Source organism: Pseudonocardia ammonioxydans (assembly GCF_900115005.1).
GTDB lineage: Bacteria > Actinomycetota > Actinomycetes > Mycobacteriales > Pseudonocardiaceae > Pseudonocardia > Pseudonocardia ammonioxydans.
In genome coordinates this window covers 62,817-81,025 of the sequence record NZ_FOUY01000020.1, presented here as the reverse complement: position 1 = coordinate 81,025, position 18,209 = coordinate 62,817, and the positions used below count along the sequence as shown (strand labels likewise).

Genomic DNA, 18,209 nt, shown 5'->3' with positions numbered 1-18,209 from the left:
ACTTTGTCCGTTTCGATACCATGGGTGGGGTTCCGACGGGTAGCTCGGATGGCCGGACCGCCGGCACCGAGGAGGAAGATCATGTCTGTCACGCCACCGCCCCTGCCACCCCCGCCGTCGCAGCCGGCCGGGGGCCGGCCGGACCCCGAACCGCGGCCGTCCGCCGAGCCGCTGAACCGTGCCGAGGAGCGCTCGCTCTCCGGCCTGGAGCGGGAGCTGCGGAGCTCGGACCCCGACCTGGAGTCCGAGATGTCGTCGCTGGAGTCCACCGGCGCCGGGTCGGGCGCCGCCGACCGGGCGCCGCTCGACCGCATCCTGCAGGCCGTCGCGATCGGGGTGATCGTGCTGGTCCTGGTGCCGAACGAGTGGCTGGCCGGACTGCTGTCGTTCGGCCTGCTGCTCGGCATCCCGTTCGCGATGGCGATGATCGCCGTCCGCGCGAAGCGGGAGGGCCAGGAGGAGGGACAGCGCGACGACGGCGAGGACCGCCGCCCCTGAGCTCCCGGGTCCCGGCGGTTCGGACGGCGCCGGGGCCCGGGTCCCTCCTCAGGCCCCCGGCGCGGAGACGGCGGCCTCGGTCGGGTCGGTGGTGGTCGCGACCGGGGGCAGCCCGAGGTGCTCGCGCAGCGTCGTCCCGGTGTAGTCGGTGCGGAAGGAGCCGCGGTCCTGCAGCAGCGGGACCACCCGGTCGGCGAACTCGTCCAGCCCGCCCGGGGTGACGTGCGGGACCAGGACGTAGCCGTCCGCGGCGTCGGACTGCACGGCGTCGTCGATCGCCGCCGCGACCGTCGCGGGGCTGCCGACGAAGGTGTGCCGCCCGGTCACCTCGATCACGGTCTCGCGCAACGAGAGGTTCTTCTCGGCGGCGAGTGACCGCCACTGCTCGGCGACCGCCTTCGGGTCCCGGTACTGGCGGACGCTGGCCCGGCCCTGCGAGACGAGCTCGCCCTCGACCGGGTCGAACTCGGGCAGCGGGCCGTCCGGGTCCCGGTCCGAGAGGTCGGTGTTCCAGAGCTGTTCGGCGAACACGATCGCGGTCTGCGGGCTGACCTGCTGGTAGCGGACCACCTCGGCCCGCTCGGCCGCCTCGGCGTCGGTGTCACCCAGCACGTAGGTCGCCGACGGGAGGATCTTCAGGTCGTCCCACCCGCGGCCGTAACGGGCGAGGCGCCCCTTCACGTCGGCCAGGAACGCCCGTCCCGCCACCGGCTCGGAGTGCCGGGAGAAGATCGCGTCCGCCGACGCGGCGGCGAACTCGCGGCCCTCCTCGGAGTCGCCGGCCTGCAGGATCACCGGACGGCCCTGCGGGCTGCGCGGCAGCGCGAACCGACCGTGGATGTCGAACTGGTCGGAGGCGAACTCGAACGTGCCGCGGTCGTCGGGCCCGGTCCGGGAGTCCCAGATCGCGGCGGTGGCGGCCAGCTGCTCCTTCGCCCGGGAGTAGCGCTTGTCCTTCGGCAGGAAGCCGCCGCGGCGGAAGTTCTCGCCGGTGAACGCGTCCCAGGAGGTGACGACGTTCCACGCCGCCCGCCCGCCGGAGAGGTGGTCGAGGCTGGCGAACTGGCGGGCGACGTCGTACGGCTCGGTGAACGTCGAGTTGATCGTCCCGGCCAAGCCGAGCCGGTCGGTGACGGCGGCCAGCGCGTTGAGGACCGTGAAGGTGTCCGGCCGGCCCATCACGTCGAGGTCGTAGATCTGCCCGCGGTGCTCGCGCAGCCGCAGCCCCTCGGCGAGGAACAGGAAGTCGAACTTCGCCCGCTCGGCCGTGCGCGCGAAGTGCGCGAACGAGTCGAACTCGATGTGGCTGCCCGACGCCGGGTCGCTCCACACCGTGGTGTTGTTGACGCCGGGGAAGTGCGCGGCGAGATGGATCTGCTTGCGCGGCATGCGGTGGCCTCCCGAGGTCCGTGGTGCGGGGGTGGCGCACCGACCGTCTCCCTGCTGCAACCGCCCCCGCCCCCGGCGGTGTTCCCGGATCGGCCTGCCCTACAGCAGGCCGCGCCGGCGCAGTTCGGGAAGGACCCCCTCGCCGACCCGGTAGGCCTCCTCCAGGTGCGGGTAGCCGGACAGCACGAACTCGTCGATCCCGAGGTCGTGGTACTCGGCGATCCGGTCGGCCACCTCGGCGTGGCTCCCGACCAGGGCGGTCCCGGCGCCGCCGCGGACCAGCCCGACACCGGCCCACAGGTTCGGCGCGATCGCGAGGTCTGCGGCGGAGCCGGTGTGCGTGCCCCCGTGCAGGGCGAGCATCCGCTGCTGACCCACCGACTGGCTGGTGCGCAGCGCGGCCTGCGCCGTCTCGATCTCGGCCGGGTCGAGTGCGTCGAGCAGCCGCTGCGCCTCGGCCCAGGCCTCGCCGGCGGTGTCCCGGGTGATCACGTGCAGCCGGATGCCGAACCGCGGGCTGCGGCCGAGGTCGTCGGCGAGCTTGCGGACCCGGCCGATCTTCTCCGCGACCGCGTCCGGCCGCTCGCCCCAGGTGAGGTAGACGTCGGCGTGCCGCGCCGCGACCGGCAGCGCCGCGTCCGAGGACCCGCCGAAGTAGACCGGCGGCACCGGGTCCGGGGCGGCGAGGGTGGTCGCGCCCCGGATGTCGTAGTGCCGGCCGGTGAAGTCGAACGAGTCGGTGCCCCACGCCCCGCGCAGCACGGACAGGAACTCGTCGGTGCGGGTGTAGCGCTCGTCGTGCCCGGTGTGGTCGCCGAACCGTTCCTGCTCGACGGTGTCGCCGCCGGTGACGATGTTGAGCATCAGCCGCCCGTCGGCGACGCGCTGGTAGGTCGACGCCATCTGCGCGGCGAGGGTGGGGGAGAGGACCCCGGGCCGGAACGCGACCAGGTACCGCAGGGTGCGGGTCTCGCGCAGCAGCGCGGCCGTGGTGAGCCAGGCGTCCTCGCAGAACGTGCCGGTCGGGGTCAGGACACCGTGGAAGCCCTGGGCCTCGGCGGCGCGCGCGACCTGGGCGAGGTAGTCGATGCCGGCATCGCGGTCGGCGTGGCCTGCCTGGCCGCGGTCGGCGTGCCGGCGCGCCAGGATGGTGCGGCCGTCACCCGACGTGGGCAGGAACCAGTGCGGGACGATGGGGCTCACGGAGTGCCTCCTCGGTGGGTCGGGGTGCCCGGGATCCCGGTCCGGGCGGCGTGCCGGGTGGTCGGTTCGAAACGCCGGTCGACGAGGGCGGCGAAGTCGGCCCGGCCGGGGATGACACCGGCGTCGGAGAACGCGTCGGCGAGCGCCTGCTGGGAGGCGACCACCCCGTCGTCGAACGGGATCGGCAGGTCCGGGCCGCGGTCGACGGCCCGGCGGGTGACCGCGAGCGGCAGGCCGGTCTCCGCACTCCAGACCTCCGCCCGCTGCGCGCGGTGCGTGTCGGAGTAGGTCTGCGCGGCGGCGACCCGGGCCAGCAGGTCGGCGACGGCGGCGCTGCGCGCCGGGTCGGCGAGCGCGGCGTTCGAGGCGACCTGGAACCCGAACCCGTTGGCGGTGCCCTCGCCGTCGGCGAGGACCCGCCCGCCCTCGGCCTCGGCCTGGGCGGTGTAGGGGTCCCAGACCGCCCAGGCGTCGACCTCGCCCTGCTGCCACGCGGCGAACGCGTCGGCGGGGGCCAGGAAGGTCAGGTCGACGTCGTCGAGGGTGAGCCCGGCCGCACGCAGCGTGTAGAGCAGCTGGCCGTGGGCGGAGCTGCCCTTGGCGACCGCGATCCGGGTGCCGCGCAGCTGCTCGACCGCGTGGTGCGGCGAGTCCTCGCGGACCAGGATCGCATCGCTCGTGACGTTGCCGCGGTTCGCCGCGACGAGCTGGACCCGGGCCTTCGCGGCGGCCGCGAAGATCGCCGGGGTGTTGCCGGTGGCGCCGACGTCGATCGCGCCCGCCCGGGCGGCCTCGATCAGTGGCGGACCGGAGGTGAAGGTCCGCCACTCGATCCGGTACGGCAGGTCCTCGAGCAGGCCCGCCGCGCGCAGCAGCGACTGCGAGCCGCCCTTCTGGTCGCCGACGTGCAGCGTCACCCCGGCCAGCGCGGCGTCGTCGACCGGGGGCTGGACGGGTGGTCGTTCCAGCGGCACCGAGGAGCACCCGGTGAGCGTCAGCGCGGCGAGCAGTGCGGGGAGGACCCACCGGTAGGGCACGCGGTGGGCCTCACGCGGCATCGGCGGCCACCCCCAGCTCGTCGAGGACGGTGCGGCGCAGTGCGGACAGCGTGTCCGGGTCCCGCGGCCGCGGGCCGGGCCGGTGCTCGGCGCCGATCCGGCCGTCGGTGAGCACCAGCACCCGGTCGGCGAGCAGCAGCGCCTCGTCGACGTCGTGGGTCACCAGCAGCACGCCCGGCCGGTGCCGCTGCCACAGGTCGAGCACCAGGCGGTGCATCGTGATCCGGGTCAGCGCGTCCAGGGCGCCGAACGGCTCGTCGAGCAGCAGCAGCCCGGGCTCACGCACGAGTGCCCGCGCCAGCGACGCGCGCTGGGCCTCGCCGCCGGACAGCGTCAGCGGCCAGGCGTCGGCCCGTGCGCCCAGGCCGACCTCGGCGAGCGCGGTGTCGGCGACCCCGGCCGGGGTGTCGGCACCGAGGTCGCGGTGCAGGCCGAGGGACACGTTCTCGCGCACCGACCGCCACGGCAGCAGCCGGGGCTCCTGGAACGCGACCGCCACCGAGCCGGGGACCTCGACCGTGCCGCTCACCCCGGCGTCGGCACTGCCGTCGAGCCCGGCCAACAGCCGCAGCAGGGTCGACTTGCCGGATCCGGACCGGCCGAGCAGGGCCACGAACTCGCCGTCGCCGATGGTGAGGTCGAGCCGGTCGAGGACCCGGCGGCCGCCGAACTCGCGGACCAGGTCGTGGACGCGCGCGCTCACCGGTCCGCTCCCGCCGGGCCGGCCGGACGCCAGGCCAGCACGGTGCGCTCCAGCCGGCGCACCAGGGCGTCGGTGGTGAGCCCGAGCAGCGCGTAGACCGCGAGCCCGACGACGATCACGTCCGTGCGCAGGAACTCCCGGGCATTCATGATCATGTAGCCGAGACCCGCGTCGGCCGCGGTGGTCTCGGCGACGATGATCGACAGCCAGGCGATCCCGAGCGCCAGCCGCAACCCGGTCAGGGTCGAGGGCATCGCGCCGGGCAGCACCACGTGCCGCAGCCGCTCGGCGGGGGTGAAGCCGGAGACCGACGCGGCCTCCAGCAGCTTCGGGTCCACCCCGCGGACACCGGCGTGCACGTTCAGGTACATCGGGAACAGCACGCCGAGCGCGACCAGCAGCACCTTCGGCAGCTCCCCGACGCCGAACCACAGGATGAACAGCGGCACCAGGCCCAGGTGCGGCAGCGTGCGCAGCATCTGCACCGGCGGATCGACGAGATGGCCGCCCCAGCGGGACAACCCGGACACCAGCCCCAGCGTGACGCCGACGGTCAGCCCGAGCACGAGGCCGAGCGCGACGCGGCCGAGGGAGACGAGCAGGCCCTCGGGCAGTTCCCCGCTGACGGTCACGTCGATCGCCGCGGTGACGACACGGACCGGTGAGGCCAGCTCGTCCTCGGCGAGCACACCGGTGGACGAGGCCAGCTGCCAGAGCAGCACGATCGTGACCGGAGAGATCCACCGGCGCAGGTCGGGCCGGCGGCGGGTCGGGCGGGGCGTCGTCGCGCGGGTGGCGGCGACGTCCCGGTCGCCCGCGGTGCGGGCGAGGGTGGTCGAGGACACAGGTGTCTCCCGGGGCGCGTGGGTGTGCGCCCGCCGGCGGGTGCCGCACGGCGGGGCGGGTCCGAACGGGACGGAGCGGCCCGGGCGCAGGGGGCGGGTGCGCTGCGCGCCGGGGCCGGGCGTCAGCGACAGGTGCAGCCGGCGAGCCGGAGGAGGTCGACGTGCCGGCGGCGGGTGAGCAGGTGTCCCGGGCCGCCGAGCGGTCCGGTCCCCGTCGCGCGCTCGGTCACCCCGGCAGGTGACCACGGGGTGTCCGGGCCGGGCAAGACGGGCGTCCGGTCCGCGGGACGTGGGCGCAGATGTGCGGACACCCGGTGCCGCCGTGGGAGCCGTGTCCGCACTGCGGGAGCAGTCGAGCCGGTCGGGCAGCTCCGAGCACCACGCGCGGAATCCGGCTCAGGACGAGGTCGCCATCGCGATCGCGAGGCCGGCGGCGCGCTCGATCGGTTCCGAGCTGCGCTCGGCCTTCGACCCGGCGAGCCCGCCGTCGTAGACCAGTTGGATCCGCGCGGTGGTCTCGTCCGGGTCCGGGTGTCCGAGCTGGACCAGGGCCTCGCGGAACACGGTGCGCTGGCGCGCTCGGTGCTCCGCCACGACAGCCGCGACGGGGGAGGCCGGGCCCGGGAACTCGGTGGCGGCGTTGAGGTAGAGGCAGCCCCGGTATCCGCGCCGCCGCGCGGCGGCCGCTGCCAGGTCGAACGCCGCCCGGATCCGGCCCAGCGGGTCGTCGTCGAGCCCGCGCACGCTCTGCCGGTAACGGCTCCTGTCGTTCCGGTCGGCACGCTCCAGGTACGCCGTGACCAGGGCGTCCTTCGAGCCGTAGTGCTGGTAGAGGCTGGCCCGGGCGACCCCGGCCGTGGCGAGGATCCGGTCGATGCCGACCGCGCGGATGCCCTCCCGGTCGAAGAGCCGTGCCGCCGCGTCGAGCAGACGCTGGGCGGGGCCGGCGGTGGTGGTCGGCACGAGATCAGCATAACGCCGGACTGGACAGATAGACCGATCTGTCTGTTAATGTCGTCGCCGTGAGGACGTTCTGGCTGGTGAAGCGCCGCCATGTCGACCTGCTCAGGGTCGTCACCGCGGCGTGTCGTCGTCCCTCGCCGCAGGCCTGACACACCTGCCGCGCGCGCCCGTTCCTGTGGCGCGCTCCGTCGATCCGTTCCATTCGTCCCGCGTCACGTCCGGTCCCGACCCGGTTGCGTGGGTGCCCCGTGAACCGTGACCGGGCCTGTCGCCGCTCCGAGACGCCGAGCGCGGCCGGCCGGCCCCGCGCGTTCCGGAGCCCTGTGGCACCCGGTCGCGGCACCCGTGACGCATCCTTGAGGAGGCCGCTCCATGTCGCTGTTCCTGTTCGAGTTCGTGCCCAGCACCGCCGAGCGCTCCGCGGTGGCCGACCTGCTCGCGGCCGTCGACCGGGTGGCGTCGGCCGCGGGCGGCACGCTGATCGAGTCCCAGGTGACCGGCGCGCACGACCGCGTGTTCACCGTCGTCGAGGCGGCCTCGCGCGAGGCACTGGCCGGCCGGTTCGACGCCCTGCCGGGAGTCGCCGCGACGTCCGGGCCGGACGAGGTCCGGCTCGTCGGTGCCGACCTGGACGCGCTCAAGGCGGCCCGGCCCGGTGCCGGCTACCTGGTCGAGTGGGACCTGCCCGACGGCCTGGACATGGACACCTACCTGGAGCGGAAGAAGGCGAAGGCCCCGCGGTACGCCGACGTCCCGGAGGTCAGTTTCCTGCGCACCTACGTCCGCGAGGACATGGAGAAGTGTCTGTGCTTCTACGACGCCCCGGGCGAGGAGGACGTGGTCCGTGGCCGCAAGGCCGTCGACACCCCGATCGACCGGTTGCACACCTTGGCGGGTGACGACCGGTGACAGCCGCGGCCGACCCCGACCTCGGTACCTGGTTCCGGGCGGCCGCGGGGCCGGTCGACCGTGGTGAGGACGACGTCCGGACCGGCCTGCGCCGGCTCGGCGACGCCGACCTGATCGCGCCGCCCGGGTCCGGGACCGCGCACGCGGTAGCGCTCGTCGAGCGGATCGCCGGGGAGTGCATGAGCTCGGCGTTCGCCACCTGGGCGCAGCGGATGGCCTACGAGTACCTGGTTCGGGCGGCGCACCCCGAGGACGTGCTGAGCGATGAGATCCGGCGGGGGAGCAGGGTCGGGGCCACCGCGATGGCCCCGGCTCTGCGTGACCTCGCCGGGCTCGAACCGGTGCCGGTGGTCGCGAGGCCGTCGTCGGACGGCGGGCTGGTTCTCGACGGGCCGATCCGGTGGGCGTCGAACCTGTTCGACGACGCCGTGGTCGTCCTCCCGGTCCGGCTCGGCCCCACCGGCGGTGCCCGGGCCGTCGTGCGGATCTGCACCGCGGACACCGGTGTCGTCCGGGCACCGCGACCGACCCTGCTCGCGTTGAACGGCACCGGGTCCACCTCGGTCCGCCTCGAGGAGGTCCGGATCCCGGCCGAGGCCGTGCTCTCCGAGGACCTCCCGGGCTTCGTCGGCGCGATCCGGCCGACGTTCCTGCTGGTCCAGAGCGCATTCTGCAGCGGGCTCGCGACCCGGTCCGCCACCTCCGCGGTCGAAGCCGCCACCGGAGGGGCCGAGCCGCTCGCCCCGGACGCGCGCGCCGTCGCGGCCCGCGCCTCCGATGTCCACGACCGGTTGCACACCCTGGCCGCCGATCCGGTGGCCGCGGCCCCGGCGGACCTGCTGCGGCTGCGCCTGGACGCGGCGACGACCGCCACCGACGCCACCCGGGTCGAGTCCGCGGCCCACGGTGGTGCCGGTTACGTCGCCGCCAGCGACGTCGCCCGCCGGCTCCGCGAGGGCGCGTTCCTCCCGGTCCAGGCCCCCACGGAAGGACACCTGCGATGGGAACTGTCGCGCTCGCAGTGAACGGTGGCGTACGCCGCTACGGATCGCACACTGTCCTCGACGGTGTCGACCTGGAGATCGAACGGGGCGTCCGGCAGGTCGTCCTCGGCCCGACCGGCAGCGGGAAGTCGACGTTGTTGCGGCTGCTCGCCGGACTGGAAACCCTCGACGACGGGACCGTGGCGCGGCCGGACGACCTGGTCACCTCGACCGTCTTCCAGGAGCCACTGCTGCTGCCCTGGCTGACCGTGCGGGAGAACGTCCGGCTCGGCGGCCGCTATCGCGCCAACCGCGACCGGTTCACCGACACGCACGCCGACGCCCTGCTCGACCGCGTCGGGATGGCCGGGCACGCCGACGCGCCACCGGCGGCGCTGTCCGGTGGGCAGGCGCAGCGGGTGGCGATCGCCCGCGGCATGGCGGTCCGGCCGGACGTCCTGCTGCTCGATGAGCCGTTCGGGGCGCTCGACCCGGCGACCCGGGCCGGGTTGCAGACCTGGCTGCGTGGGCTCGCCGAGGCCGACGGCCTGACCCTGGTCCTGGTCACCCACGACGTCGACGAGGCGCTCTACCTGGGCACACACGTCGCGGCACTGGACGGTGAGGGCGGTATCGGCGGGCGCTGGATCCCGGAGCCGTCCGAGGCGCCCGGCGGCCACCCGCTGCGCGACGAGGTGCTGGCCGGGTACCGCTCCCAGGTCGTGGGCGCCCGGTGAGCCCGGTCGACCGGCGCACGCTGCTGCGTGCCGCCGCCGGGGCCGGTGCGGTCGCGGCCGTCGGCGGTGGCGTGGCCGGTATCGCCGACCTCGCCACCGCCGGGCGCAGCACCGCGCGCACCGGGGAGGGGCTGCGGGTCGGCTATCTGCCGATCACCGACGCGTCCCCGCTGCTGGTCGCACACGCCCAGGGCCGGTTCGCCGCGGCTGGTCTGGACGTGCAGCGCCCGGTGCTGTTCCGCGGCTGGGAGTCCCTGGCCCAGGCGTTCCTCGCCGACGAGGTCGATGTCGTCCACCTGCTCATGCCGTTCGCGGTGCAGCTGCGCTACGCGCTCGGCGCGAAGATCCGGATGATCGCCTGGGGGCACACCAACGGCTCCGCGCTGACCGTCTCCCCGGACATCGGCGAACTCGCCGCGCTCGCCGGTCGACAGGTGGCGATCCCGTTCTGGTGGTCGGTGCACAACGTCGTGCTGCAGCGGATGCTGCGCGGTGCCGGGCTGCGGCCCGTGGTCCGTGAGAACCCTTCGGCCCGTGACGGGACGGTCGGCCTGGTCGTGCTCAGCCCGGCCGACATGCTCCCGGCACTCGACACCGGCCGGGTGGCGGGCTACATCGTCGCGGACCCGTTCAACGCGGCCGCCGAGATCCGCGAGGTCGGCCGGATCGCCCGGTTCGTCGGCGACGCCTGGCGCCGGCACGCCTGCTGTGTGGTCGTCGTCCGGCAGGAGCTCGTCGACACCGACCCCGGCGCGGTCCAGGGGGTCACCGACGCGATCACCGGCGCCCAACGCTGGATCGACGGTGCCCGCGGCGACGCCGCGTCGGTGCTCTCGAGCGGCCGCTACCTGCCGCAGCCGCTACCGGCGATCAGCCGAGCGCTGGATCAGCCGCCCGGTTCACCGCACAACCCGGACTGGCACGGTGAGCGCATCGGGTTCGAACCGTTCCCGTTCCCCGGGTACACGCGCCGCCTCGTCGAGGCCATGCGCGACACCGTCGTCGACGGCGACACCACGTTCCTGGACCGGCTGGACCCGGCTGCCGTGCACGCCGATCTGACCGACGACCGCTTCGTCCGCCGCAGCATCGACCGGCACGGCGGACCCGCCGCGTTCGGCCTGCCCGCCTCGCTCACCCGCACCGAGGAAGTGACCGCCGTATGAGCACCGTCGTCGCGTCCCGCACGACCCGGCCCGCGTCACCGGGCCTCCGGACGGCGTTCGTCGCGCCCGTGGCCGGTACGGCCGCCGCCGTCGGGGTCTGGTGGCTGATCACCACGGTCCTCGCCGGGCCGGAGAGCCTGCTGCGGGCGTTCGCCCCCCAGAGTGCGATCCCCGCCGTCGGCGCGCTGGCCACCGACGGCGTGCTCGTCACCGACATCGCCACCAGCCTCTGGCGGTTGGTGCTCGGATTGCTCGTCGCCGGGGTGCTCGGTGTCGTCACCGGGCTGGCGGTCGGCTCGTCGGCGTTGCTGGAGCAGGGCACCCGGCCGGTGTTCCAATTCCTGCGGATGATCTCACCGCTGGCCTGGGCCCCGGTCGCGATCGGAGTGTTCGGGATCGGGCACCGCCCGGTGGTGTTCCTGGTCGCCGCCGCCGCGATCTGGCCGATCGTGCTCAACGTCGTTGCCGGGGTCCGCGCGGTCGACCCGAAGCTCACCCTGGTCGCACGCTCGCTGGGGGCGACCCGGCGGGAGACCCTGACGACGATCGTCCTGCCGACCGTCCGCCCGCACCTGCTCACCGGTATCCGGCTCGCCCTCGGCATCGGCTGGGTGGTGCTGGTGCCGGCCGAGATGCTCGGTGTCACCTCCGGTCTCGGCTACGAGATCCTCAACTCCCGTGACCAGCTCGCCTACGACAAGGTGATGGCCGTGATCCTGGTGATCGGCGCCCTGGGCTACGGCCTCGACTCCGCGGCCCGCCGGCTGCTGGCTCCCTGAACCGGCTCGTCACCGGGTCGGACTACGGTGGGCCGGTGTCGAGATCGGTGCACGAGGACCGCTGGTGACCGGCCGCGCACGTGAGCCCGGCGCTCCCGCCCGCGGCTCGGAGATCCAGTCGGTCGCCCGGGCGGCGGCGGTGCTCGGCATCGTCGTGGACAGCGACGAGGGGCTCACGACCACCGAGATCGCCAAGATCACCGGGATGACCGTGTCCACTGTGCACCGGCTGGCGCACACCCTGGTGTCGGGCGACCTGCTGTGCCGGGACGCCACCTCCGAGCGGTTCCTGCCCGGCCCGTTGCTGCTGCGGCTGGCCCGCAAGTCGCTCGGTGCCTCGGGCGTGCCCGAGGCCGCCGACGTGCTCAAGGAGCTCGCCGACCGCACCGGCGAGACGGCCAGCATCGGCATGCGTCGCGGTGACGACGTCCTCATCGTGCTCTCGGTGCCCTCCACCCGGTCGTTGCGCTACACCGGGCGTCCGGGTGACCGGGTCCCGCTGCTGGAGTCGGCGATCGGCTGCGCGATCGTCGCGTTCGGCGCCGATCCGGTCGACCGGGCCGCCGAGGTGCTGGCCCGCTCCGGTGGGCCGGAGACCTGGGCGGCGCAGGTCGACCTGATGGCCGGCCAGTTCCGCGGCTACACCGTGCTGGACGACCCGCACGACGAGGCACTGCGGGCGATCGCCGCACCCGTGCTGGGAGCCGGGGACCTGGTGCGGATGGCCGTCGAGATCCAGGGCCCGGTCAGCCGGTTGCCCGACTCCGCACTGGACGAGATCGGTGCGCAGGTCCGGTCGGCCGCCGACGCTCTCGAGGGGCTCCCGGTGTCCATGGCCTTCGGCGAGTTCTGACCCGGCCACCGCCGCGGAAATGGACACCTGTCCGTACATTGCGCACTGCGGGAATGTGTCCCGCATCCTGCAAATCACCTGTTGACGGGCATGGTCCCGGCTCCTTACGGTGAGATCGCCCGAGATCACCGGATCGGGGGAGGGAGGTCGGACGATGGGCGCCGGACGCGACGAGATCGTGGTGTCGCCGAACCATGTCGTGTTCGACCTGCCCGAGCTGGTCGCGGTCCGCGAGGGTCTGTTCGCCGAGGCCGGGCTCACCGTGCGCTTCGGGACACCGGCCGACCCGGCCGCCGACACCCGGCGCAATCCCGCTGCCCGGCACAAGGAGTCGCAGTTCGCCGCTGCGCACGCCGACGTCTACAACGTCTGCGAGTGGGGCGGCATCGACCGCCTGGAGCGCGGTGCCCGCGGCGGCCGGATCGGGCACCTGCGTGCCGCCGTCGTCGCCCAGGCCCTGGTCAGCCTGGACGGCGGGCTCAACGAGCCGCACGACCTGGCCGACGTCCCGGTCGCGATCAACGAGTACACCGGCTCGCACTACACGGCGCTGCACCTGCTCGAGGGCACCGTCCCCCGGCAGCGGATCACCCTGGTGCACGGCGGCCCGCCGGCCGACCGGCTGGACGCCCTGCTGGCCGGGGACTCCCGCGCCACGATGCTGATGGAGCCGTTCCTCAGCGCGGCACTGGCCCGCGGCGCCCACGTGCTCGGCACCTACAGCTACCGCGGCTCCCAGGTGATCAGCCCGGACCTCACGGCAGCGGAGCAGGAGGCCTACCGGGCCGCCGTCGACCGGGCCGTCGACCTGATCAACGCCGACCGGGACCGCTGGGCCCCGCTGATCGCCGCGGAGGCCGGGGACCGGCTCGACCCGGCCGACCTGCGCCGGGACTACCACCGGTACACCCACATCGTGCCGTTCACCGAGCGGCGGTTCACCGAGACCTACGCCTGGATGCGCTCCTGGCGGCTCACCGATGGCCGCTCCGGCTACGAGACGCTGAAGGCGCTGCGGTGAGCGGCGCCCGCGTGCTGACCCGACGCCGGCACATCGACCACTGCCACGTCAACGGCGGGACCTGTCCGGGCTGCTGACGCCCCTTCCGACACCTCGCACGACCTCCTCCGGTACCGGCCGCGCCGCGCGCGACCGGTCGCCTCGCCGCGCCCTGCCGCGGACCCGCACACCTCCACGGAGTACCCGTATGCCCGCACGCCCCCTGACCACCGACCGGCGCACGCTCCTGCGCGCCGCCCTGTTCGGCGCCGCCGGCCTGGCCACCGCCCCGCTGCTCGCCGCCTGCGGTGGCGGACCGGGCGGGCGGGTGAGCGCCCGGGTCGAGGACTCCGGCGGCGGCACCGCCAGCTCGGTGATCCGCCCGATCGCCGAGCAGAACGGCCTGCTCACCGACCTCGACTTCTCCTACGTCGCGGGCACCGGCCCCGGCGACGTGCAGAACAAGCTGCTCTCCGGTGCGCTCGACGCGGCCAGCTTCGGTCCGCTCGGGGCGGTCGTCGCCGGCGAGGCCGGGTCCGACGTCGTGCTGTTCTCGCCGAACCTCAACAACCACGTCCGCTGGCTGGTGCCGGAGAACAGCCCCTACCGCACCCCGGCCGACCTGCGCGGCAAGCGGATCGCGATCCCGCCGAACAACAGCGACGCGTTCCGGTCGACCCAGCTGGCCGCCGCCGTGAACGGCACCGACCTGAACGCCGAGTACGAGCTGTTCCCGGGTGCCGTGCTGGCGGGGCTGGCCCTGTTCGACCGCGGTGACGTCGATGCCATCGTCACCATCGAGCCCAACGCGACCCGGCTGGTCGGGCGCGGTGCCCGGCAGATCGCCACCGTCGGCGAGCTGTGGGCACAGGGCACCGGGGAGGACCCGAACTCGCTGATCCTCAACGGTCAGGGGGCGCTGCGGGAGTTCCTCGACGGTGACCCGGCCGCCGCCCGTGCGGTCGCCGGCGTGCGGCTGCGCGTGCACGAGCTGATCCGGGAGCGCCCCGCGGTCCTCGCGGAGCTGCACGAGGCCTACGGCATCCCGGCCGAGGAACGCGCGGCGATCGCGCTGCTGCCCGAGCGGCTGCGCGACGTCTACCCGGTCGAATGGGGCGCGACGGCGTTCACGAACCTCGCGCGCCAGGTCGAGATCGCCCAGCAGGTGGGCCTGGTGAAGGCCGTGCCCGCGCAGCAGCCGTGGACCGAGCTGGGGGCGGCATGAGCACCGGCACCGGACGAACCGCTACCGAATCGACCGCTACCGAATCGACCGCTGCCGGATCGACCGCTGCCGGATCGACCGCTGCCGGATCGACCGCCATCGGACCGACCGCTGCCGGACCGACTGCTGCCGGATCGACTGCTGCCGGATCGACTGCTGCCGGATCGACCGCTACCGATGCGCCCGGGACCGGGGCGACCGGCGCCGGGGCAGGTGCAGCGACCGACGCCACGGTCCCGACGCCGCGGCGCCGCCGCCTGCTGCGGGCCGTGGGCCCGGCCGCGCTGTTCGTCGTCCTCGCCGCGGCGGCCTGGCAGCTCATGGCCGTCCTGGTGGACTCGGTGCTGGTCCCGGGCGTCGGGGACGTCGCGGGCGAGCTCGTCGGGATCGTCGTCGACGGCTCGTTCGCCCAGCATCTGGGCATCACCGTGCTGCGGGTCGCACTCGGTTTCGCGCTGGCCTTCGTCGTCGCCGTCGCTGCCGGGATCGCGATGGGGCGCAACGAGTTCGTCCGACGGTTCGGGGAGCCGGCGGTGTTGCTCGGACTGACCATCCCCGGCCTGGTGTGGGCGTTGCTGTGCGTCATCTGGTTCGGCGTCGGGCTGGCCAACCCGGTCATCGCGGTCGCGCTGTCGTCGGCGCCGGCCCTGGCGCTGACGATCTACCAGGGCGTGCGGTCGGTCGACCCGGACCTGCTGGAGATGGCACACGTCTACCGGTTCTCCCGGACCACCCGGCTGCGCCGGCTCTGGCTGCCCGCGCTGGCGCCGTCGCTGTTCGCTGGCGCACGGCTCGGCCTCTCGCTCGGCTGGAAGGTGATCGTGCTCGTGGAGGTCTTCGGGATGTCCTCCGGCGTGGGCTACCAGCTCAACAACGCCTTCGCCGAGCAGAACGTCGCCGCGGTGCTGGCCTGGACGCTGCTGTTCGCCGTCGTCATGGCGGTGCTGGAGTACGGCGTCCTGCAGGGACTCGAACGCCGCGCAGGCCGCTGGCGGAAGGCGGTGATCGTGTGAGCGAGCTCGCCACCACCACCGCGATCCGGCTCGACGGGGTCGGCAAGACCTTCGTCGACGCCCGTACCGGCGCCCCGCAGACCGTGCTGGACGGCTTCTCCCTCACCGTGGACGAGGGGGAGCTGGTCGCGCTGGTCGGCGCGTCCGGGACCGGCAAGACCACCCTGCTGCACATCGTCGCCGGACTGAGCACACCCGACCGCGGCACCGTCGAGATCGGACGGCCCCGCCTGGGTGTCGTGTTCCAGCAGCCCCGGCTGCTGGACTGGCTGCCGGTTCGGCAGAACGTCGTGCTGGCCCTGGAGGCGGCCGGGCTCGACCCGGACGCCGCCGACACCGTGCTCGAGGCGGTCGGGCTCACCCGCTACGCGGGCTCCTACCCGAGCGTGCTCTCCGGCGGGCAGCGCCAGCGGGTCGCGGTGGCCCGGGCGTTCGCCGTCGAGCCGGATCTCGTGCTGCTCGACGAGCCGTTCAGCGCCCTCGACGAGCTCACTGCCCGCAAGCTGCGGCTGCTGCTGCAGGAGCTGTGGATGAGCCGTCCGCGCACCGGTCTGCTCGTCACCCACAACCCCCTGGAGGCGGCGCTGCTCGCCGACCGCGTGCTCGTCCTGGCCGGCAGCCCGGCCCGGGTCGCCGCCGAGCACCGGATCGAGCGGGAGCGGCCCCGCTCGGCCGAGGACCCGTACCTGTTCGACCTGCACACCCGCATCGTCGCCGCGCTCGCCTGAGCCGGCACCCACCGGAAGGACCACCGACATGACCGAGCGTCCGAAGGTCACCATGGAGCTGCTCTCCCTGGTGTTCTCCCTGCCCCAGCTCGTCGCCCAGGACGAGGGCTACTTCGCCGACGAGGGCGTCGACGTCGAGTTCGTCACCAAGGCCTACGCCGACGCCGGCGTCTCCCCGCTGGAGGACCACCAGCTGCTCAGCGCGTTCGGGCAGACCAAGTCGCACTTCGAGAGCGGCGAGGCCTCGCTGTACCGGGCGTGCGAGTGGGGTCAGGTCCGCCGCGCCCAGGACACCACGGTCGGCGGCCGGGTCGTCTCCAAGCGGGCGGCCGTGAACGGTCAGGCGATCATGGTCCGGGGCGACCACCCGGCGACCCACCCGCAGGACCTCGCCGGGCTGACCGTGGCGGTCAACTTCCACCACGGCTCGCACTACGTCGCGTTGCAGACCCTGGAGGGCTTCCTGCCCCGCGAGGAGATCCAGGTCGCGCACTACGGCGGCCCGCAGGTCCGGTTCGAGGCGCTGCGCGACGGTACCGTGGAGGCCGCCGCGCTGATGGAGCCGTGGATCACCCTCGCCGAGAAGCAGGGCTACAAGATCCTCGCCGAGGCGTTCTACGTCGGCGCCGAGATCGCGAGCCCGCAGGTCGACGAGGACACCTACGCGCGGATCAACCGGGCCGTCGTCCGGGCCGTCGCGAAGATCAACGAGGACCCGCGGCCGTACCTGCACCACATCACCGCGGAGATCCCGGCGGAGCTCGGCACCGTCGAGCCGCACGAGATCCCGCTGGGCCGGCTGCGCTACGTCGACCCGGCGCCGTACCCGGAGGCGCAGTTCCAGCGCACCTATGACTGGATGGTGTCCTGGGGACTGATCGAGGACGACAAGAAGTTCGATGCGCTGGTGCAGAACCTGGTGAATGTCTGAGCAGGCGACCGCCGGCACGCGGCCACGCCCGGGTGTCCGGGCGTGGCCGCTCTACGTCGGAGGTTTCCTCGGTCCGTACGCCAGCACCATGGTCACGCCGATGGTGCACGAGGTGGCGACCGGCCTGCGGAGCACGCCGGAGGTTGCGGCCGCCGCCGTGACCACCTACATGCTGCCGTTCGCCGCGGTGATGCTGGTGTCGGGCACGCTCGCCGAGCGCTGGGGCCGGGCACGGACCATGCAGGTCTCGCTGGTGGCGTTCGTCGTGGCCTGCGCGTGCTGCGTGCTCGCGCCGACGATCGGGTGGTTCCTCGCGGCCCGCGCGCTGCAGGGCGTCACGAACGCGTTCACCACCCCCCTGCTGGTCGCCGCGATCACCGATCTCGTCCCGCGGGCCGGGCTCGGGCGCGCGCTGGGCCTGTTCGCGGGGATGCAGGCGGCTGGGCAGGCGGCGAGCCCGCTGGTCTCCGGCCCGGCGGCGGCGCTGGACTGGCGGCTCGCATTCGCCTTCCCGGCACTGGTGGCGGTCGTGCTGGCCGTGCTGCCACCGACGATGACGGCCGGCCCGCGCCCGACCGGCCCGCCCCCGGTGCGGGCGCTGCTGAACCGGGACCTGGCCCTGGCCTGCGGATTGTCGTTCCTCTGCTACCTCGCCGCGGTCGGGCTCACGGTGCTGGCGATCCTGCGGGCGGAGGACGACTTCGGGCTGGGCCCGTGGCAGCGCGGTCTGCTCGCGGCCGCGTTCGGCGTCGCGGGGCTGCTCGCGGCGCCGCTGCTGGGACGGCGGCTGGACGCGTTCGGCCCGCGGCGCACCGGGGTGCTGATGAACCTGCTGCTCGCCGCCGGGCTGCTGGTCGCGGCACTGGGGCCCTCGGTCGCCTTGCTCGGCCTGGGGATCGCCGCGGTCGGGGTCGCCGTCACCGGCCTGCGGACCACCGTGAACGCGATCGCCGCGACCAGCACGGACGGCAACCGCGCCGGCGCGGCGTCGCTGGCGCTGGCGTTCCAGTTCTTCGGCGGGGCGCTGGCGCCGCTGATCTGGGTCCCGCTCTACACCGATGTCGGTGCGGCGGGGTTCGCCGCCACGGCCGTCGCGCCGGTCGCCGCGCTGGTGCTCCTCGCCGCGGTCCGGGACCGGCAGACCGTCCAGGACCGGTGATCATCGAGCGGTAGCGTCGGTCCGTGCACTTCACCGAGTACGACATCCGGCTCGCGGCCTACGGACT

21 protein-coding genes are annotated in these 18,209 nt (G+C 74.2%); 14 read left to right on the top strand and 7 right to left on the bottom strand.

Features of this window, described 5'->3' with window-relative positions; translation table 11 throughout:
• The first annotated feature begins 81 nt into the window (after positions 1 to 81).
• Positions 82 to 498, top strand: a complete 417-nt coding sequence (locus tag BM093_RS19415) for a DUF3040 domain-containing protein (RefSeq protein ID WP_177238581.1) — start codon at positions 82 to 84, stop codon at positions 496 to 498.
• A gap of 48 nt (positions 499 to 546) precedes the next feature.
• Here BM093_RS19415 and BM093_RS19410 read toward each other — a convergent pair whose 3' ends face one another.
• The 7 genes from BM093_RS19410 to BM093_RS19385 form a co-directional block, all read right to left on the bottom strand.
• Complete coding sequence (locus BM093_RS19410; protein WP_093346176.1) at positions 547 to 1,887, bottom strand: NtaA/DmoA family FMN-dependent monooxygenase; 1,341 nt, start codon at positions 1,885 to 1,887, stop codon at positions 547 to 549.
• Between the two features lie 99 nt (positions 1,888 to 1,986).
• Positions 1,987 to 3,090, bottom strand: a complete 1,104-nt coding sequence (locus BM093_RS19405; protein WP_245773643.1) for an LLM class flavin-dependent oxidoreductase — start codon at positions 3,088 to 3,090, stop codon at positions 1,987 to 1,989.
• The gene (locus BM093_RS19400; protein WP_093346171.1) at positions 3,087 to 4,148 is read right to left on the bottom strand and encodes an ABC transporter substrate-binding protein; all 1,062 of its coding nucleotides are present in this window, start codon (positions 4,146 to 4,148) and stop codon (positions 3,087 to 3,089) included. Before BM093_RS19400 ends, BM093_RS19405 begins: the two co-directional genes overlap by 4 nt.
• The gene (locus BM093_RS19395; protein ID WP_093346167.1) at positions 4,138 to 4,851 is read right to left on the bottom strand and encodes an ABC transporter ATP-binding protein; all 714 of its coding nucleotides are present in this window, start codon (positions 4,849 to 4,851) and stop codon (positions 4,138 to 4,140) included. Before BM093_RS19395 ends, BM093_RS19400 begins: the two co-directional genes overlap by 11 nt.
• Positions 4,848 to 5,696, bottom strand: a complete 849-nt coding sequence (locus tag BM093_RS19390) for an ABC transporter permease subunit (RefSeq protein WP_093346162.1) — start codon at positions 5,694 to 5,696, stop codon at positions 4,848 to 4,850. Before BM093_RS19390 ends, BM093_RS19395 begins: the two co-directional genes overlap by 4 nt.
• Before the next feature lie 122 nt (positions 5,697 to 5,818).
• Positions 5,819 to 5,926, bottom strand: a complete 108-nt coding sequence (locus BM093_RS38375) for a putative leader peptide (protein ID WP_425439177.1) — start codon at positions 5,924 to 5,926, stop codon at positions 5,819 to 5,821.
• A 166-nt stretch (positions 5,927 to 6,092) separates the two neighbouring features.
• Positions 6,093 to 6,659, bottom strand: coding sequence for a TetR/AcrR family transcriptional regulator (locus BM093_RS19385; protein WP_218162837.1), 567 nt, complete (start codon positions 6,657 to 6,659; stop codon positions 6,093 to 6,095).
• A 59-nt stretch (positions 6,660 to 6,718) separates the two neighbouring features.
• Between BM093_RS19385 and BM093_RS38210 the strand changes: the two genes are divergently transcribed.
• From BM093_RS38210 to BM093_RS19325, 13 genes are all read left to right on the top strand, one after another.
• Complete coding sequence (locus tag BM093_RS38210) at positions 6,719 to 6,808, top strand: putative leader peptide (protein WP_342743025.1); 90 nt, start codon at positions 6,719 to 6,721, stop codon at positions 6,806 to 6,808.
• A gap of 223 nt (positions 6,809 to 7,031) precedes the next feature.
• Entirely contained in the window at positions 7,032 to 7,568 is a 537-nt protein-coding gene (locus BM093_RS19380) for a DUF4242 domain-containing protein (protein WP_093346158.1), read from the top strand.
• Complete coding sequence (locus BM093_RS19375) at positions 7,565 to 8,593, top strand: acyl-CoA dehydrogenase family protein (RefSeq protein ID WP_093346152.1); 1,029 nt, start codon at positions 7,565 to 7,567, stop codon at positions 8,591 to 8,593. Before BM093_RS19380 ends, BM093_RS19375 begins: the two co-directional genes overlap by 4 nt.
• The gene (locus BM093_RS19370; RefSeq protein ID WP_093346147.1) at positions 8,569 to 9,288 is read left to right on the top strand and encodes an ABC transporter ATP-binding protein; all 720 of its coding nucleotides are present in this window, start codon (positions 8,569 to 8,571) and stop codon (positions 9,286 to 9,288) included. The genes BM093_RS19375 and BM093_RS19370 overlap by 25 nt, the downstream gene beginning before the upstream one ends.
• The gene (locus BM093_RS19365; protein WP_093346144.1) at positions 9,285 to 10,454 is read left to right on the top strand and encodes an ABC transporter substrate-binding protein; all 1,170 of its coding nucleotides are present in this window, start codon (positions 9,285 to 9,287) and stop codon (positions 10,452 to 10,454) included. Before BM093_RS19370 ends, BM093_RS19365 begins: the two co-directional genes overlap by 4 nt.
• Entirely contained in the window at positions 10,451 to 11,233 is a 783-nt protein-coding gene (locus BM093_RS19360) for an ABC transporter permease (protein WP_093346139.1), read from the top strand. Before BM093_RS19365 ends, BM093_RS19360 begins: the two co-directional genes overlap by 4 nt.
• Before the next feature lie 64 nt (positions 11,234 to 11,297).
• The gene (locus BM093_RS19355) at positions 11,298 to 12,086 is read left to right on the top strand and encodes an IclR family transcriptional regulator (RefSeq protein ID WP_093346135.1); all 789 of its coding nucleotides are present in this window, start codon (positions 11,298 to 11,300) and stop codon (positions 12,084 to 12,086) included.
• A 154-nt stretch (positions 12,087 to 12,240) separates the two neighbouring features.
• On the top strand, positions 12,241 to 13,107 hold the full coding sequence (locus BM093_RS19350) for an ABC transporter substrate-binding protein (protein WP_093346132.1): 867 nt from the start codon (positions 12,241 to 12,243) through the stop codon (positions 13,105 to 13,107).
• 187 nt (positions 13,108 to 13,294) lie between these two features.
• A complete protein-coding gene (locus BM093_RS19345) occupies positions 13,295 to 14,311 on the top strand; it encodes an ABC transporter substrate-binding protein (protein WP_093346127.1) in 1,017 nt (338 codons plus the stop codon).
• 269 nt (positions 14,312 to 14,580) lie between these two features.
• On the top strand, positions 14,581 to 15,324 hold the full coding sequence (locus BM093_RS19340) for an ABC transporter permease (RefSeq protein ID WP_218162836.1): 744 nt from the start codon (positions 14,581 to 14,583) through the stop codon (positions 15,322 to 15,324).
• Positions 15,321 to 16,052, top strand: a complete 732-nt coding sequence (locus BM093_RS19335; protein WP_245773642.1) for an ABC transporter ATP-binding protein — start codon at positions 15,321 to 15,323, stop codon at positions 16,050 to 16,052. Before BM093_RS19340 ends, BM093_RS19335 begins: the two co-directional genes overlap by 4 nt.
• Before the next feature lie 28 nt (positions 16,053 to 16,080).
• The gene (locus tag BM093_RS19330) at positions 16,081 to 16,983 is read left to right on the top strand and encodes an ABC transporter substrate-binding protein (protein ID WP_093346124.1); all 903 of its coding nucleotides are present in this window, start codon (positions 16,081 to 16,083) and stop codon (positions 16,981 to 16,983) included.
• Complete coding sequence (locus BM093_RS19325; RefSeq protein ID WP_093346121.1) at positions 16,976 to 18,142, top strand: MFS transporter; 1,167 nt, start codon at positions 16,976 to 16,978, stop codon at positions 18,140 to 18,142. The genes BM093_RS19330 and BM093_RS19325 overlap by 8 nt, the downstream gene beginning before the upstream one ends.
• The last annotated feature ends 67 nt before the right edge of the window (positions 18,143 to 18,209 follow it).